Origin of the sequence: Streptomyces sp. NPDC048734 (assembly GCF_043198675.1) — a bacterium.
GTDB lineage: Bacteria > Actinomycetota > Actinomycetes > Streptomycetales > Streptomycetaceae > Streptomyces.
This window is the reverse complement of record NZ_JBICUZ010000001.1, coordinates 631155-646265: the sequence shown is the minus strand read 5'-3', so window position 1 is coordinate 646265 and position 15111 is coordinate 631155. Positions and strand designations below refer to the sequence as shown.

Genomic DNA, 15111 nt, shown 5'->3' with positions numbered 1-15111 from the left:
CCGTGACAATGACCGCGCGCAAAGACGCGGTTCGAGAGCTACGACGGGGGCGTCATGGCAGCAGTGGTGGAGTTCACGACGGACGACGGGGCCGTGGTCGCCGTCGAGGCCGTGGAGGAACAGCGGCCCGGTTCCCGGCTGGTGGCCCGCGGCGACGGCACCGTGCGGGCGGCCCGCACCTTCGAGGGCGCCCTGGAGGGCGTGCGCTCGGCCGCGGAGTCCGCGCTGCGGGTCTTCCGCGACGGCGCGCTGCGGCCCGACGGCGTGGAGATCGAGTTCGGGGTGAAGCTGGCGGCCGAGACGGGCGCGGTCATCGCCAAGGGCACGACGGAGGGGCACCTGGTCGTCAGGCTGACCTGGTCCCCGTCGGCGGACCGGCCGCGGGAGACCGCACCGGCGGCCGTACCGGCGGCCGCACGGCCGGAGTCCTCCCCCGCCTCATGAGGAGCGCCGAGTGGCAGGCCCGGGTCGAGTGCGCCGGACAGGTCGTCGGAGCAGGCTTCCTGGTCACCCCGCGCACAGTCCTGACCTGCGCCCACGTCGTCCACGAAGGGCCGGCCGGGGCGCTGGCGGTGACCTTCACGGAGCGGCCCGGCTCCGCGCCCGTCGCGGCCCGGGTCGTGGTCGAGGGCGGCTGGGGCGGCGGCAGCACCGACCTCGGCGACCTCGCCGTCCTGGAGCTCGCCCACGAGGTGGACATCGCCCCGGCGGCGCTCTCGCCCGTGGACACCGCGTACGGCCGCCGGCCGCGCAAGCTCGTCGTGTACGGCTTCCCGCTCGGCTTCGACGAGGGCACGCTGGCCGAGTACCGGGTCACCGCACCGCAGTTGCTCAACCGGGAGTGGATGCAGCTGGAGGCCTGGCAGCCGGACGGGCAGCCGCTCGAACCGGGGTTCAGCGGTGCCGCGGTCACCCTCGTCGACACCGGTGAGGTGGTCGGCATGGTCACGGCCGCGGCGGGCGCGCAGGGGGTGCGCAACGGGCGGATGATGCCCACCGAGGTGATGGCCCGCTACTGGCCCGCCCTCGCCGGGCTCGTCCCCACCTCCGACCACCGCACCGCCGACCGCGCCCGGCTGCGGGACCTGGTCGAACGGGCCGTGCGCGCCGGCCTGGACTGCGACCCCGTACGGCTCTACCGGGCCGCCGCCGGACCGCTGGACCCCGAGCCACCGCGCGAGGGCTTCGACTCGCTGCGTTCGGCCGCGCTGTTCGTGCTGTGCGAGATCGACGGCGAGGACGCGGCCGGCACCGTCGCCCGTTTCACCGCGCAGGTGGAGGCGCTGTTCCAAGCCCCCGTGGAGACGCCCGCCGCGCCGCGGTGGTCGCCCATCCTCGTCGACCTGCGGCACAGCGGCGCGGGCGACGGCCAGGTCAGCGTCGAGGTGTCGGCGTACAGCGGGGGCCGCCGGCACCCGGTCGGGTCCGACACCGTCCCGCAGTCCCGGCTGCACGCCTACGTCCAGGACCGGATCGAGGCGGCGTTCGGGTATCTGACGCCGGGCTGCGACGAGTTGATCGCGTTCGCGCTGCCCCGCGACTGGATCGACCTGCCCGTGGACCGCTGGGCGAGCGCGCCCGACGACGACACCCCGCTCGGCTGCGTGCACCCCGTCGTGGTCACCGACCAGGCGCGGCGGCGGGCGGGCACCCGGCACCAGCTGGCCCGCGTCTGGAACCGGCTCGACTCCGCGCCCGGCGCCCAGGTGCACCGGGTGGAGTGCGGCACGCCCGAGGAGCCGCGCCGGCTGCGGGTACGGCTGCGGCAGTCCGACGCCTGTCTCGCCGGGTTCGCCACCGCGCCGGCCGCGCCCCGCACCCGGGCCCACTTCGACACCACGCTCACCGCGCCCGCCCCGCTGGTCGTCTGGTCCCGGGAGGGCTGCGACAGCGGCCCCGAGGATCCCTGCGCGGGCGGCACCGACTGCACGGGCAAGACCTTCCTGGACCAGCTCGACGGCTGCGTGTCCGGCGTCCCGCCCGCGGAACTGCCGCGCCGGATCCTTCAGTTGCGGGAGGAGGCCGACGCCGAGGACGAGCACTGGGCGCGTGACATCCAGCTGCTGTGGGACGACCCGCGCGTCTTCACCGACCCGCACGGCGAGACGGGGGCGCACGTCCGATCGCCCGTGGCCTGACCCGCCCGCCCCCCACGCCGAGTCCACCGCACGGAGAGATCCCGCATGCCCCACTGGTCCGTCTACACCGGGAACAGCGAGCCGCACGACGGCATCGACGACCTGCCCGCCCCGCCGCCCTGGCGGGCGTTCGACGGCGGGCCCGTCCTGCCTCCGCCGCGGGACACCGACGACGGGGCGGCCGTCTCCCCCGACCGCGCGCACCGCGCCCGCACCTACGTGGCCGCCCCCGAGACCGTCCAGCTCGTCAACGCCGCGCTGGTGCTGCGCCGGCCGCTGCTGGTCACCGGACCGCCCGGCACCGGCAAGTCCTCGCTGGCCTACGCGGTGGCGCGGGAACTGCGGCTCGGCCCGGTCCTGCGCTGGAACATCACCAGCCGCTCCACCCTGTCCGACGGTCTCTACCAGTACGACCCGCTGTCCCGGCTGTACGCGGCGCGGCGGGCGGCGTGGCGGGCGGGGGACGGGGCTCCCGGGGCGAAGGCGTCCGGCAGCGGCCGGCCGGACGACGGCCCGCCCGCGGGCACCGACGTCGAGGAACACCTGCGGCTCGGCCCGCTCGGCACGGCCCTGCTGCCCTACGGCCGCCCCCGCGTGCTCCTCGTCGACGAGATCGACAAGAGCGACCTGGACCTGCCCAACGACCTGCTGAACGTGCTGGAGGAGGGACAGTACGAGATCCCCGAACTGATGCGCGCCGCAAGCCGATCCGGCGACGGCGCCACCGCCGGGGTCCTCGCCGACGGCACGGACGCGCCGGTCGCGGTCACCCGTGGCCGGGTGCGCTGCCGGGCCTTCCCGTTCGTGGTGCTGACGAGCAACGGCGAGCGCGAGTTCCCGCCCGCCTTCCTGCGCCGCTGCGTCCGGCTGCGGCTGCGGCGCCCGGACCACGAGCAGCTCACCGAGATCGTCCGCGCCCACCTCGACACCCCGGCGGGCGAGGCGGAACACCTCATCAACCGCTTCCTGGCCCGCGCCGCCGACGGCGAACTCGCCACCGACCAGCTGCTGAACGCCCTCTACCTCACGGGCGTCGCCGGGCTGGACGCGGACTCCCGCGACGCCCTCGCGGACGAACTGATGCCGTACCTGAGCGCGACGGCGGACGGCGATGGCTTCTGAGGACCCGCCGACGGCGTCCGGCGGGACACCGCAAAGGCGCGAGGACACGGCCGTCGGCCGGCTCGCCGCGCTCCTGACGGCCGCCGGCGGGACCCCGCCGACCCCGCGCGAACTGGCGGAACTGCTGTGGCTGGCCGCACGGTCGCAGGAGGGCCCAACGGCCGGGAAGCGGCCGAAGGAGCGCGTGCCGCCCGCTCCCGCGCCGCCGCGCCGGGACGGGGCCACCGCGCCCGCCCCGCCCCCGGCCGGACCACCGCCCCCACCGCACCCCCCGGCCGGGGCCTCCCGCGTCCCCCTGCACCTGCCGTCCCCGGCCCCGCCGCCCCCCGGCGAGCAGGACGGCGGCGAGCGGAACGGCGGCGAGCGGGACGGCGGTGCCCCCCTGCTCGCCCCCGCGCCGGCGATGCTCCCCCGCCCCCTCGCCCTCCAACGCGCCCTGCGCCCGCTGAAGCGCACGGTGCCGGCGGCCCGCGCCCGCCTGCTGGACGAGCGGGCGACGGCCGACCGCATCGCCCGGCTCGGCGCGCACCCGGACGTCTGGCTCCCCGTGCTGCGCCCGGCGCGCGAGCGCTGGCTGCGCCTCGCCCTCGTGCACGACACCGGTCCGACCATGCCGGTCTGGCGCCCGCTCGTGCGGGAACTGCACGCCGTGCTGGCCCAGTCGGGCGTCTTCCGCACCGTCACGCTCCACCCCGCCGGTCCCGACGGCCGGGCCCGGCACGTGCCCGCCCCGGCGGACGGGCGGACGCTCACCCTGGTCGTCAGCGACTGCATGGGCCCGCAGTGGCGGCCCGGCCCGGCGGGCACCCGCTGGTACGCCACGCTGCGGCACTGGGCGTCCCGGATGCCGTTGGCCGTCGTCCAGCCGCTGCCGGAGCGGCTGTGGCCGGCCACGGCCCTCCCGGCCGAGCCCGGGGTGCTGTCCTCCCCCGGCGCGGCGGCCCCGGCCACCGCCCTCGCCTTCACCCCGTACGACCCCGAGGCCGGCCGCCCGCACCCCGCCGCCGTCGCGCTGCCCGTCCTGGAGCCGGGCGCCCCCTGGCTCGCCCACTGGGCGGCGCTGGTGGCCGGGCCCGGCGGCGCGCGCACCCCGGGCGCGGCGGCCTGGCTGGCCCCGGCGCCGCCCCAGCGGGACCCGGCGGCCGATCCGGCGGGCCTGCCCGCGCAGGACCTGGTCCTGCGGTTCCGCGCCACCGCCTCCCCGGAGGCCTTCCGCCTCGCCGGTCACCTGGCCCTGGCCGACCCGTCCGTGCCGGTGATGCGCCTGGTGCAGCGCGCGGTGGAGCGCGACCCGCGCCCGCAGCACCTCGCCGAGGTGATCCTCAGCGGCATGCTCACGGCGGTGCCGGGCCCGCCCGGCTCGTACGCCTTCCGCCCCGGCGTCGGCGAACTGCTCGTGCGGACCCTCCCGCGCACCGCGCGCGGCCGCACCCGCGACCTCCTGGAACGGATGGGCCGCCTCATCGACGACCGGGCGGGCCGCGCGGCGGGCGAGTTCCGCGCGCGGACCGGCACCGGGGACGGCGGGGCGGCGTTCGCGACGGTCGCCGAGGAGACCGTACGGCGGCTGGGGCCGGGCACCGGCGACGCCGTGCGGCCGGAGCCCGCCGGTCCCGGGCCGGACGGCGACCGGGACGCCACGGCCCGGCCCACCCTGCTGTTCGAGACCGGCACCGACCTCGGCACCCGCCCCGAGGCGCGGATCAGCCTCGAGTACGCCGTGCACCAGGTCCTGTCCCGCGGCGGTCTGACCCCGCAGCAGTACGAGGTGCTGGTGCGGCCCGACGGCTACCGCGTCCGTGTCGGTCCCGGCGTCTTCCTGCTGCCGGTGCTGGCGGCGGCCCTGCGCTGGCTGCCGGGGCCCCTGACCGGCCGGGCGGCGGCGCCACCGCTGCGGGTGACCTTCCGGGACGGGCCGCGGACCGCGCCCCCGCCCCCGCAGGGGTCCGCCCCGGTGCTGGTGCTCGTCCCGCCCGCCCTCTACGAGGCGTTCGCCGACAGCTCCGCCGCCGCCGGACCGCACCGCTTCCGCCCGCTGTACGGGGCCGCCCCCGACGCCCCGCCGCTCGCCTGGTACTGCCCGCTGCCCGCGCCACCCGCCGAGGAGGAGCGGGACCTGGTGCGCGGCCCCCTCATCGCCAGGGGCCCCGACCGGCCGGGCACACCCGTGCCGGGCCGGTCCGCCGTCGTGCACCTGGCGTCCGGGCGCCCGCCCGCCCTCCTAGACCCGGCCGACCCGCACGCCGGGCGCCTGCCGCGGCCGTTGACGTACTACGAGGTCGACCTCACGCCGCGGCAGGCCACCCGTACGGTGTCGCTGCCCAGTTCCGGCAAGGGCGACTTCGTGGGGACCGCCGAGCTGACCTGGCGGGTGGAGGACCCGGTGGCCTTCGTGCGGGCACAGACCACGGGGGTCGCGGACCGGCTCCTCGCCCACCTGCTCCAGGCCGCGCCGCGCGTCACCCGTCACCACTCACCGCGCCGTGCGGCCGGGGCGGAGCGCGCGCTCGGCGCACAGCTGGGCGGGTGGCCGGTGCCGGGGCTCGCGGTGCGCTGCACGGTGCGGCTGGCCCCGGAGTGGGCGCCGCCGCCCGCGTCACCGCGGCCGGCCCCGGCCGGCGCGTCCTCACCGACCGGCCTCCTCGCGGGCGCCGACGCCGTGCTGCTCGGCTTCGACGGTCCGGTGGCCCGGCTGTTCACGGCGTCGACGGCGCGCAGGGCCGCGCTGGACCTGCTGGCGGTCGCCGCCGCCGAGCGGGGCCCGCGGGACGCGTCGGCGGACCTTCCGCCGTCCGCCCCGGCGGCGCGGGACGCGCCGGCGCATCCGCTGGACGTGCTGCGCGTGTACGCCCGCGCCCCGCTCGGGCCCCTGCTGCGGGCCCGCCTGGACGAACTGGAACTGGCGGCCGTCCCGCACGCGCCGACCACCCACCACTGCGTCGCCCTGGTGCGCGCGCTGCACGAGTCGGGCCGGCGGGTGGCCGTGGTGACGGACGTGTGCGAGGAGGCCGTACGCCGCTACGTGGAGCCGTACCGGCTGCCGCTGGACGGCGTCCACGGGCGCGGTCCGCATCCGGCGCCGCTCATGCCGGACCCCGGAGGTGTGCTGGGGGCGCTGCGGTCCCTGGACGTCGGGGCGGCGGACGCCGTGCTGGTCGGGACGACGGTGGCGGAGCTGACCGCCGCCCAGCGGGCGGGTCTGCGGTTCGTCGGCCTCGCGCGCAGCCCCACCGTGGAGCAGGAGCTGCGGGCCGCCGGGTGCCGGGTGACCGTCCGGTCGCTGACGGAGGTGCTGGAGGCGGCGCGCGCCCGGTAGGCCCCGGCACGGGGGCACGGGGCGGCGGTCGAACCGCCCACGGGCGGCGAACCCCCCGTTCGGCGGCTCCCCGCCCGGCCCCCTCCAGCGGGCGCCCGTCCTCCCGCCCCCGCACGATGCGAAGGAGGGTCACCACCCGGCGGCCCGCTCACGAAGGCCCGGCGGCCGCCACGGCCTGCGCTCTCGGGAGGACCTTCCATGACCACCAGCCTGGAGCAGCTGCGCCGCTGCCACTTCGCCGTCGACCTCGGCGCGGCGCGGACGCGGGTGTACGTCAAGGGGGCCGGCCTCGTCGTCGACCAGCCGTCCGTCGCCGCCATGAACACCCGCACCGGCGCGCTGATCGCGGTCGGCGAGTTCGCCGAGAAGATGACCGGCCGCACCCCGCACTACATCCGCGTCATCCGCCCGGTCTCCGGCGGCACGGTCGTCGACATCGAGATGGCACAGCGCATGCTGCGGCACCTGATCGGCGACAAGATCCGCCGTCAGCTGCGCCGCAAGCCGTTCCTGCGGGCCGCCGCCTGCACCCCGCACGACGCCGACCCGCTGGCCCGGCGCGCGGCCGTCGAGACGCTCGTCGGGCTCGGCGCCCGGCGCGTCGAACTCGTCGACACCCTCATCGCCGCCGCCGTCGGCTGCGGGCTGCCCGTGGAACGGCCCGAAGCCACCATGATCATGGTGTGCGGGGCGGCCGCCACCCAGGTCGCCGTCCTCTCCCTCGGCTCGATCGTGACCGCCGAACGCATCCCCGTGGGCGGCGAGGCCGTGGACCACGCGATCGTCCAGCACCTGCGCCACGAACACGAGTTGGTGCTCCCGAGCCAGTCCGTACGGCCGCTCCAGCTGGCCCTGTCCGGCAACGGCCTCACCCCGGAGGGCCCGGCCTCCACGGAGATCCACGGCCGGGACGTGGCCACCGGCCTGGCCCGGTCCGTGCGCATCGACACCGCGGCCGTGCGGGACGCCATCGAGACTCCGCTGACCGCCGTCCTGGACGGCATCGGACGGGTGCTGCGGGAGTGCCCTCCGGACCTGGTGGCCGACCTGGGCGACCGCGGGATCATGATGGTCGGCGGATCCGCCCTGCTGCCCGGCTTCGACCAGATGCTCCGTGCGGCCACCGGCATGCCGGTGCACATCGCCGAGCGGCCCGACATCTGCGCCGCCCAGGGCCTGGGCGCGATGCTGGAGGGCAGGATCGCGCCCCTCACGCTGCAGCCCATCGCGACGGCCTGACGGACCGTCGATCACCGTGTGCCGTGTGACCGTGCGCCGGTCACGGGCTTCCCTCAGGAGTCCGTGACCGGCGCACGGCGGCCGGCGCGACCCCGTTCCCGGCCGGCCGGCGGCCGTGCGCCGGTCATACGGTGCGCCGCACGGCCCCACGCCGCGAGCGCGTGTGGCGTCCGGCCCGGTCCTACGCCGCGAGCGCGTGACCGGGGTGCAGGACGACCTTGGTGTAGCCCTCGATCCGCTGGTCGAACTTCTCGTACGCCATCGGCGCCTCCTCCAGCGACATCTCGTGGGAGACCACGAAGCTGGGCTCCGCACGCCCCGCGGTGATCATGTCGCGCAGCTGGCGGTTGTACCGCTTGACGTTGCACTGGCCGGTGCCCATCTGCTGGCCCTTCTCGAACATCTTGCCGATGGAGACCAGCAGCTGGCCGTGCTTGGCGTGCTCGTCGGGTCCGCCCGGGTCGGACGGCACGTACAGACCCGGTATGCCGAGCATGCCGGTCGGCCGGACCGTCTCGACGAGGGTGTTGAGGACGACGGCGGGTTCCTCGTGGCTCGTGTCGTCGTGCGCCTGGGCCTGGTAGCCGACGGCGTCGACGCCCTTGTCGGTGCCCTCGCCGCCGGTCTGTTCCTTGATCTGCTCGGTCGGATCGCCCTGGGTGAAGTCGATCGGGACGACTCCGATCTCCTCGGCCTTGGCGAGCCGCTCGGGCACCCGGTCCACGCAGAACACCTTCGCCGCACCGCGCAGCATCGCGGAGTACGCGGCCATCAGCCCGACCGGGCCGGCACCGAAGACGGCCACGCTCTCGCCGGGGGACACCTGGGCGAGTTCGCACCCGTGGTAGCCGGTCGGGAAGATGTCGGCGAGCAGCACGAAATCGGTCTCGAACTCGTCGCCCGGCGGCAGCTTCAGGCAGTTGAAGTCGGCGAACGGCACCCGCAGCCGCTCGGCCTGCCCGCCGGTGTACGGCCCCATGGCCACGTAGCCGTAGGCGCCGCCGGCGAAGCCGGGGTTGACCGTCAGGCAGAAGCCGGTCTTCCCGGCGAGGCAGTTCTTGCAGAATCCGCAGGCGACGTTGAACGGCATGACGACCCGGTCGCCCTCGGACAGGGAGGTCACGCCCGGGCCGACCTCCTCGACGATGCCGAGGTTCTCGTGCCCGAACACGATGCCCGCCTCGGCCGCCGTCCGCCCCTCGTACATGTGCAGGTCGGAGCCGCAGATGGCGGAGGACGTGACGCGTACCAGCACGTCGTTCGGATGCTGGATGCGTGGATCTTCGACATCCCTGACGGTGACACTGAAGGGCTTCTCATAGACGACGGCTTTCACCTGGCTCACCTCCGCGTCGAACGCCGGGTGACGACGGACCGCCCTGACCGAGGCCCTCGCCGACACGCGCCAACGGCCCCTCGGTCCGTTTCGCAGCCCCGGGCGCTCTGGCTCCCACTGGTACTTCCAGGGAACGCCCGTCCCGCACGCGCTGCAACTCCCCACCGGAACACCGCACGGGAAGGTGCACGCGGTGCCGGGCGCTGCCGTGCGGGCGGCACCCGGTGCCGCCGGGGGGTGCGGGCGGCCGGCCCGGTCAACACACCTGGGGCCTGTCGTTTGGATCACGCCGGGCTCGCGGGCCCTGGCACCGCTCCCCCACTCCCGGCTTCGCCCGAGCGGGAGGCACCCCCACCGCCGCGTTGCCGTCGGCCGCCAGGGCTCCGCCCCGACTCCCTCCTCCGCCCTGCGAGGCTCCCCCACCGCCCGAAAGGCGTGGGAGGCGCCCCGGCACCGGACCCCGCTCCCTGATCCGGCCCGATCCGAACGAAAGACCCTAGCGGGCGTGCCAGTGGTACCGGCGTTCCGGCCGGCCCGCCTGCCCGTAGCGCAGGGAGACCACCGCGCGGCCCGTGACGGCGAGGTGTTCGAGGTAGCGGCGCGCGCTGACGCGGGAGATGCCGACCAGGGTCGCGCACTCGGCGGCGGAGAGGGTGCCCCCGGCCGTGCGCAGCGCCCGTTCGACGAGCTCCGAGGTCTCCACGCTCATGCCCTTCGGCAGGGCGGGCGCCGCCGCCGGGGCCGCGACCCGGCCCAGTGCCCGGTCCACGTCGGCCTGTCCGCGCACGACCCCGGCACCCAGTTCGCCGCGCCGGGTGCCGTACCGCTCCAGCCGGTCCCGCAGCTCCTCGGCGTCGAACGGTTTCAGCAGGTAGTCCACGACTCCGTGGCGGACCGCGCTGCGCACCGCCTCCGCCTCCCGGGCGGCGCTGATCACCATCACGTCGCAGTCGTGGCCGGCGGACCGCAGCCGGGGGACGACGTCCAGGCCGAACATGTCGGGCAGATAGAGATCGAGCAGGACCAGGTCGGGCTCCAGCTCGGCGGCGGCGGTGAGCGCCCGCTCGCCGCAGTCCGCGGTGCCGACGACGCGGAATCCCTCGACGCCGTCGACGAACCCGCGGTGGATCCGCGCCACCATGAAGTCGTCCTCGACCACGAGTACGTCGATCATCGAACTTCCTCCGTCTCCCTGTCGGCCGGCCGGCCCACGGACATCCACGCGATGAACATGGCGCCCTCCTGCGTGTTGGACACCGACACCTCGCCCCCTCTGCGGGTGCAGACCAGCCGTGTCAGCGCCAGGCCGATCCCCCGGTCGCCGCCCTGTGCGGCCTTGGTGGTGAACCCGTGCCCGAACACCTCCTGCGCGAGCTCCGGGGCCACGCCCGGCCCCGAGTCCCGTACGACGATCTCCACGCTGGAGGCGTCCTGGCGGAGTTCGACCTCCACCCAGGCCTCGCCGTCGTGGTCGCCGGCGGCCGGAGCGGCCGCGTCGAGGGCGTTGTCGACGAGGTTGCCGAGGACGGTCGCCACGTCCGCGGAGTCCGTCGGCTCCAGCTTGTCGAGAGCGGTGCGCTCGGAGATCCGCAGCCCGACCCGGCGCTCCGCGGCGAGCGCCGACTTGGCCATGAGCAGCGCGGCGACGGCCCGGTCCCGGACCCGGCTGGTGAGCGTCAGGTCGAGCGACTCGCGGTGTCTGCGCAGGGCACGGACGTACCGTACGACCTCGTCGTGCTCGCCGATCTGGATGAGGCCGGAGATGGTGTGCAACTGGTTGGAGAACTCGTGGGCCTGGGCGCGCAGCAACTCGGTGCTGCTGCGGAAGGACCCCAGCTCACGCTCCAGCTGGGCGAGTTCGGTGCGGTCCCGGAGGGTGGTCACCGAGCCGAGGCGGCGGCCGTCCTTGGTGACGTCCATCCGGTTCATCACCAGCACCCGTCCCCGGCGCAGGACCACCTCGTCCCGGTGCTCCCCGCCGGTCCCGGACAGGACGTCGTGCAGCCTGCCGCCGACGCCCAGCTCGGCCAGGCTCCTGCCGACGCAGTCCTCGGGCAGGCCGAGCAGTGCGCGGCCGACCTCGTTGACGAGGGTGAGCCTGAGGTGGGGGTCGAGCGCGACCACCCCCTCCGCCATCCCGAACAGCATGGCCTCGCGGTGCTCGGCGAGGCCGGCGATCTCCCGCGGTTCGAGGCCAAGGGTCTGGCGTTTGATGCGCCGGGCCAGCAGCCAGGAGCCGGCCACCCCGAGCACGCTGGCGATGCCGAGGTAGGCGAGCAGATAGGAGGAGGCGCCGTTCAGGCGCTGCCAGACCGTGGGTGAACCCCGTCCGATCATGACGGTGCCGAGGTGCTCGCCGAGGTGGTCCGGGTCGGCGCCGAGCACCGGGACCTGGGCCACCAGCTCGCGCACCCCGCCCACCGGCAGTTCCCCGGACCAGCCGCGGGCCTGGGCCACGCTGTGGCCCGACACCGGCAGCCGGGTGCCGACCAGGGTGGGGTTGGTGGCGGCGACGATCTCGCCGCGGGCGTCGGCGACCGTCACGGAGGAGACGTTCGACTGGGTCAGCCTGGTCTGCAGCAGCGGCGCGAGGGTCTCGGCGGGCGCGGGGCCGGCGAGCTGGCTGCGCAACAGGGGGTTTCCGGCCATCTCCTCGGCGAGGGCGGTGACCCGGCGTCCCTCCACCCGGTCGAACGTCGCCTCGGACTGTGCCAGCGAGACCGCGGCCACCGCGACCAGCACGACCACCACGATGGCGAGCTGCAGTACCAGCAGCTCACCGGCGAGCGTATGGCGACGTGACGCAACGACCACTATGAACTCAACCTTCAATGCTGACACAAGGCAGACGGGCTGTCCCGGGAATCGCACAATCATGGCGCCGGACTCGCCCAAGCGAAAGAGATGAGCCATGAGATCTCGCAGAGCCGCGTTTCTCACCGCGCTTGCCACCGTGTCGATGCTCGCCGTCAGCGCCTGCGGCGCCACCGCCGAGAAGGAGGGCTCGGACGGCGCGGGCGCGAGCGACAAGCCCGTGTCCGGTCTGCGCCTGATGGTGCCCAACACGCCGGGCAGCGGCTACGACACCACCGCCCGCACCGTCGCCCAGGTCATGCAGGACTCCGAGGTCGCCTCCGGCGTCCAGGTGTACAACCTGCCCGGCGCGGGCGGCACCGTGGGCCTGCAGCGCCTGGTGAACGAGAAGGGCAACGGCAAGCTGGCCATGCAGATGGGCCTGGGGGTCGTGGGAGCCGCCCACACCTCGAAGTCGTCGGCGACCCTGACCGACACCACCCCGATCGCCAAGCTGATCGAGGAGGCCGGCGCGATCGTGGTGTCCAAGGACTCCCCCTACAAGACGATCGACGACCTCGTCACCGCGTGGAAGAAGAACCCGAAGAAGGTCGCGGTGGGCGGCGGCTCCTCGCCGGGCGGCCCGGACCACCTGCTGCCGATGCAGCTGGCGCAGGCCGTCGGCATCGAGCCGAAGCAGGTCAACTACGTCGGCTACGACGGCGGCGGTGAGCTGCTGCCCGCCATCCTGGGCGACAAGGTCGCCTTCGGTGCCAGCGGCTTCGGCGAGTTCCTCGACCAGGTCGAGGCCGGCCAGGTGCGGATCCTCGCGGTGACCAGCGAGAAGCCGATCGACGCGGTGAAGGACTCCCCCACGCTGAAGGACTCCGGCATCGACCTGGTCTTCACCAACTGGCGCGGCATCGTCGCCCCGCCCGGGATCACCGAGGCGCAGAAGAAGACCTGGGTCGACAGCCTGACCAGGATGCACGACTCCGAGCAGTGGAAGACCGAGCTGTCCAAGCGCGGCTGGACCGACGCCTTCCTCACCGGCGACGAGTTCAGTTCGTACCTGAAGAACCAGGACGAGTCCGTCGCCGGCCTGCTGACCGAGCTCGGGCTGGCATGAGCGCCCCGGCGGACGAGCTGGGCACGCGGGACACCCGTCCGCCGGAGGGCGGGGACCGCGCGCAGTACGGCGTGTGCGCGTTCGTCGCCCTCCTGGGCGCCGCGGTGATCGTCGACGCGTTCGGGATCCCGCACGTCGACAGCGGCACCGACCCGGTCGGGCCGCGCGCGGTGCCGCTCATCCTGGGCGTCCTGCTCGTGCTGGTCGCCGGCCTGTACGCCGTCGACGTGGCCCGCGGCGGCCGCGGTGAGCCCGAGGCCGGCGAGGACGTCGACCTCTCCCAGGGCAGCGACTGGCGCACGGTCCTGCTGCTGACCGGCGTGTTCCTGGTGAACGCGGTGCTGATCGAGCCGCTCGGCTGGGTGATCAGCGGGACGCTGCTCTTCTGGGGCACGGCCTTCGCCCTCGGCAACCGGCACTACGTCCGCAGCCTGCTGATCGCGGTGGCGCTGTCCCTCACCACCTTCTACGCCTTCGCGATCGGGCTCGGTGTGAACCTCCCGGCCGGTGTCCTGCAAGGAATCCTGTGATGGACAACCTGAACAACCTCATGCAGGGCTTCGAGGACGTCCTCGCCCCGATGAACCTGCTGCTGGCGCTGATCGGCGTCGTCATCGGCACCGCGGTGGGCGTCCTGCCGGGCATCGGCCCGGCGATGACGGTGGCCCTGCTGCTGCCGATCACCTACGGCATGGAGCCGGTCCAGGCGTTCATCATGTTCGCCGGAATCTTCTACGGCGGCATGTACGGCGGCTCGACCACCTCCATCCTGCTGAACACCCCCGGGGAGTCGTCCTCGGTGGTGACGGCCATCGAGGGCAACAAGATGGCCAAGGCGGGCCGGGCGGCGCAGGCCCTGGCCACCGCCGCGATCGGCTCCTTCGTGGCGGGCACCGTCGGCACGCTGCTGCTGGTGCTGGTGACCCCCTTCGTGGTCCACTTCGCGGTCGGTCTGGGCGCGCCGGACTACTTCGCCCTGATGCTGCTGTCGTTCATCGCGGTCACGTCCGTGCTGGGCTCCTCCCGCGTCCGCGGTCTGATCTCGCTGCTGCTGGGGCTGACGATCGGTCTGATCGGCATCGACGCGGTCTCCGGGCAGCAGCGGCTCACCCTGGGCGTCCCGCAGCTGGCGGACGGCATCGACGTGGTCGTCGTCGCCGTCGGCATCTTCGCCGTCGGCGAGGCGCTGTGGGTGGCCGCGCATCTGCGGCGCAGGCCGGCCGAGGTCGTCCCGGTCGGGCGGCCGTGGATGGGCCGGGCCGACTGGAAGCGGTCGTGGAAGCCCTGGCTGCGGGGCACGGCGTACGGTTTCCCGTTCGGCGCGCTGCCGGCCGGCGGCGCGGAGATCCCCACCTTCCTGTCGTACGCCACCGAGAAGCGGCTGTCCCGGCACCCCGAGGAGTTCGGCAGGGGCGCGATCGAGGGGGTGGCCGGTCCCGAGGCGGCGAACAACGCCTCCGCCGCCGGCACCCTGGTCCCGATGCTGGCCATCGGCCTGCCGACCAACGCGACCGCCGCGGTCATGCTCGCCGCGTTCCAGTCGTACGGCATCCAGCCCGGACCGCTGCTGTTCGAACGCGAGGCGAGCCTGGTGTGGGTGCTGATAGCCAGCCTGTTCGTCGGCAACCTGCTGCTGCTCCTGCTGAACCTGCCGCTCGCGCCCGCCTGGGCGAAGCTGCTGCGGATCCCGCGCCCCTACCTGTACGCGGGCATCCTGTTCTTCGCGTCGATGGGCGCGTACGCCGTCAACGCCCAGCCGCTGGACCTGTTCCTGCTGCTGGTGCTGGGCCTGCTCGGCTTCGCGATGCGGCGGTTCGGACTGCCCGTGCTGCCGCTGATCGTCGGCGTGATCCTCGGCCCGCGCGCCGAACTCCAGGGCCGGCGCTCCCTCCAGCTGTCCGGCGGCGAGCTGTCCGGCCTGGTGGGCGGACCGGTGTCCTGGACCGTCTACGCGGTGATCGTGCTGGTGCTGGCCTGGCCGCTGGTCCGGCGGTTCGCGGTCCGTCCCCCGCGTCGTGAGGCCCCCGCGTGAACCCCC

11 protein-coding genes are annotated in these 15111 nt (G+C 74.9%); 8 read left to right on the top strand and 3 right to left on the bottom strand.

The window, feature by feature from the left end; translation table 11 throughout:
- Positions 1 to 54: 54 nt before the first annotated feature.
- From ACGFQC_RS02800 to ACGFQC_RS02780, 5 genes are all read left to right on the top strand, one after another.
- Positions 55 to 444, top strand: a complete 390-nt coding sequence (locus tag ACGFQC_RS02800) for a CU044_2847 family protein (RefSeq protein WP_363088090.1) — start codon at positions 55 to 57, stop codon at positions 442 to 444.
- Complete coding sequence (locus ACGFQC_RS02795; protein ID WP_363088091.1) at positions 441 to 2138, top strand: trypsin-like peptidase domain-containing protein; 1698 nt, start codon at positions 441 to 443, stop codon at positions 2136 to 2138. The genes ACGFQC_RS02800 and ACGFQC_RS02795 overlap by 4 nt, the downstream gene beginning before the upstream one ends.
- Before the next feature lie 45 nt (positions 2139 to 2183).
- On the top strand, positions 2184 to 3260 hold the full coding sequence (locus ACGFQC_RS02790; protein WP_363088092.1) for a MoxR family ATPase: 1077 nt from the start codon (positions 2184 to 2186) through the stop codon (positions 3258 to 3260).
- Positions 3250 to 6576 (top strand): SAV_2336 N-terminal domain-related protein, encoded by a 3327-nt coding sequence (locus ACGFQC_RS02785; RefSeq protein ID WP_363088093.1) that lies wholly within the window; start codon positions 3250 to 3252, stop codon positions 6574 to 6576. Before ACGFQC_RS02790 ends, ACGFQC_RS02785 begins: the two co-directional genes overlap by 11 nt.
- A gap of 198 nt (positions 6577 to 6774) precedes the next feature.
- On the top strand, positions 6775 to 7815 hold the full coding sequence (locus ACGFQC_RS02780) for a rod shape-determining protein (RefSeq protein WP_363088094.1): 1041 nt from the start codon (positions 6775 to 6777) through the stop codon (positions 7813 to 7815).
- Positions 7816 to 7996: 181 nt separating this feature from the next.
- Here the strand turns inward: ACGFQC_RS02780 and ACGFQC_RS02775 are convergent, their stop codons facing one another.
- The 3 genes from ACGFQC_RS02775 to ACGFQC_RS02765 form a co-directional block, all read right to left on the bottom strand.
- On the bottom strand, positions 7997 to 9151 hold the full coding sequence (locus ACGFQC_RS02775) for a glutathione-independent formaldehyde dehydrogenase (protein ID WP_363088351.1): 1155 nt from the start codon (positions 9149 to 9151) through the stop codon (positions 7997 to 7999).
- Positions 9152 to 9647: 496 nt separating this feature from the next.
- Positions 9648 to 10325 carry a response regulator gene (locus ACGFQC_RS02770; RefSeq protein ID WP_363088095.1) on the bottom strand — a complete coding sequence of 226 codons (678 nt, stop codon included), beginning with the start codon at positions 10323 to 10325 and terminating at the stop codon, positions 9648 to 9650.
- The gene (locus tag ACGFQC_RS02765; protein WP_363088096.1) at positions 10322 to 11965 is read right to left on the bottom strand and encodes an ATP-binding protein; all 1644 of its coding nucleotides are present in this window, start codon (positions 11963 to 11965) and stop codon (positions 10322 to 10324) included. Before ACGFQC_RS02765 ends, ACGFQC_RS02770 begins: the two co-directional genes overlap by 4 nt.
- 97 nt (positions 11966 to 12062) lie before the next feature.
- Between ACGFQC_RS02765 and ACGFQC_RS02760 the strand changes: the two genes are divergently transcribed.
- Genes ACGFQC_RS02760 through ACGFQC_RS02750 form a run of 3 tightly spaced genes read left to right on the top strand, consistent with a single transcriptional unit; the run spans position 12063 to position 15105 of the window.
- The gene (locus tag ACGFQC_RS02760) at positions 12063 to 13073 is read left to right on the top strand and encodes a tripartite tricarboxylate transporter substrate binding protein (RefSeq protein WP_363088097.1); all 1011 of its coding nucleotides are present in this window, start codon (positions 12063 to 12065) and stop codon (positions 13071 to 13073) included.
- Positions 13070 to 13603 (top strand): tripartite tricarboxylate transporter TctB family protein, encoded by a 534-nt coding sequence (locus tag ACGFQC_RS02755; RefSeq protein ID WP_363088098.1) that lies wholly within the window; start codon positions 13070 to 13072, stop codon positions 13601 to 13603. Before ACGFQC_RS02760 ends, ACGFQC_RS02755 begins: the two co-directional genes overlap by 4 nt.
- Positions 13603 to 15105: a tripartite tricarboxylate transporter permease gene (locus ACGFQC_RS02750; protein ID WP_363088099.1), complete on the top strand. Its 1503-nt coding sequence runs from the start codon at positions 13603 to 13605 to the stop codon at positions 15103 to 15105. The genes ACGFQC_RS02755 and ACGFQC_RS02750 overlap by 1 nt, the downstream gene beginning before the upstream one ends.
- The last annotated feature ends 6 nt before the right edge of the window (positions 15106 to 15111 follow it).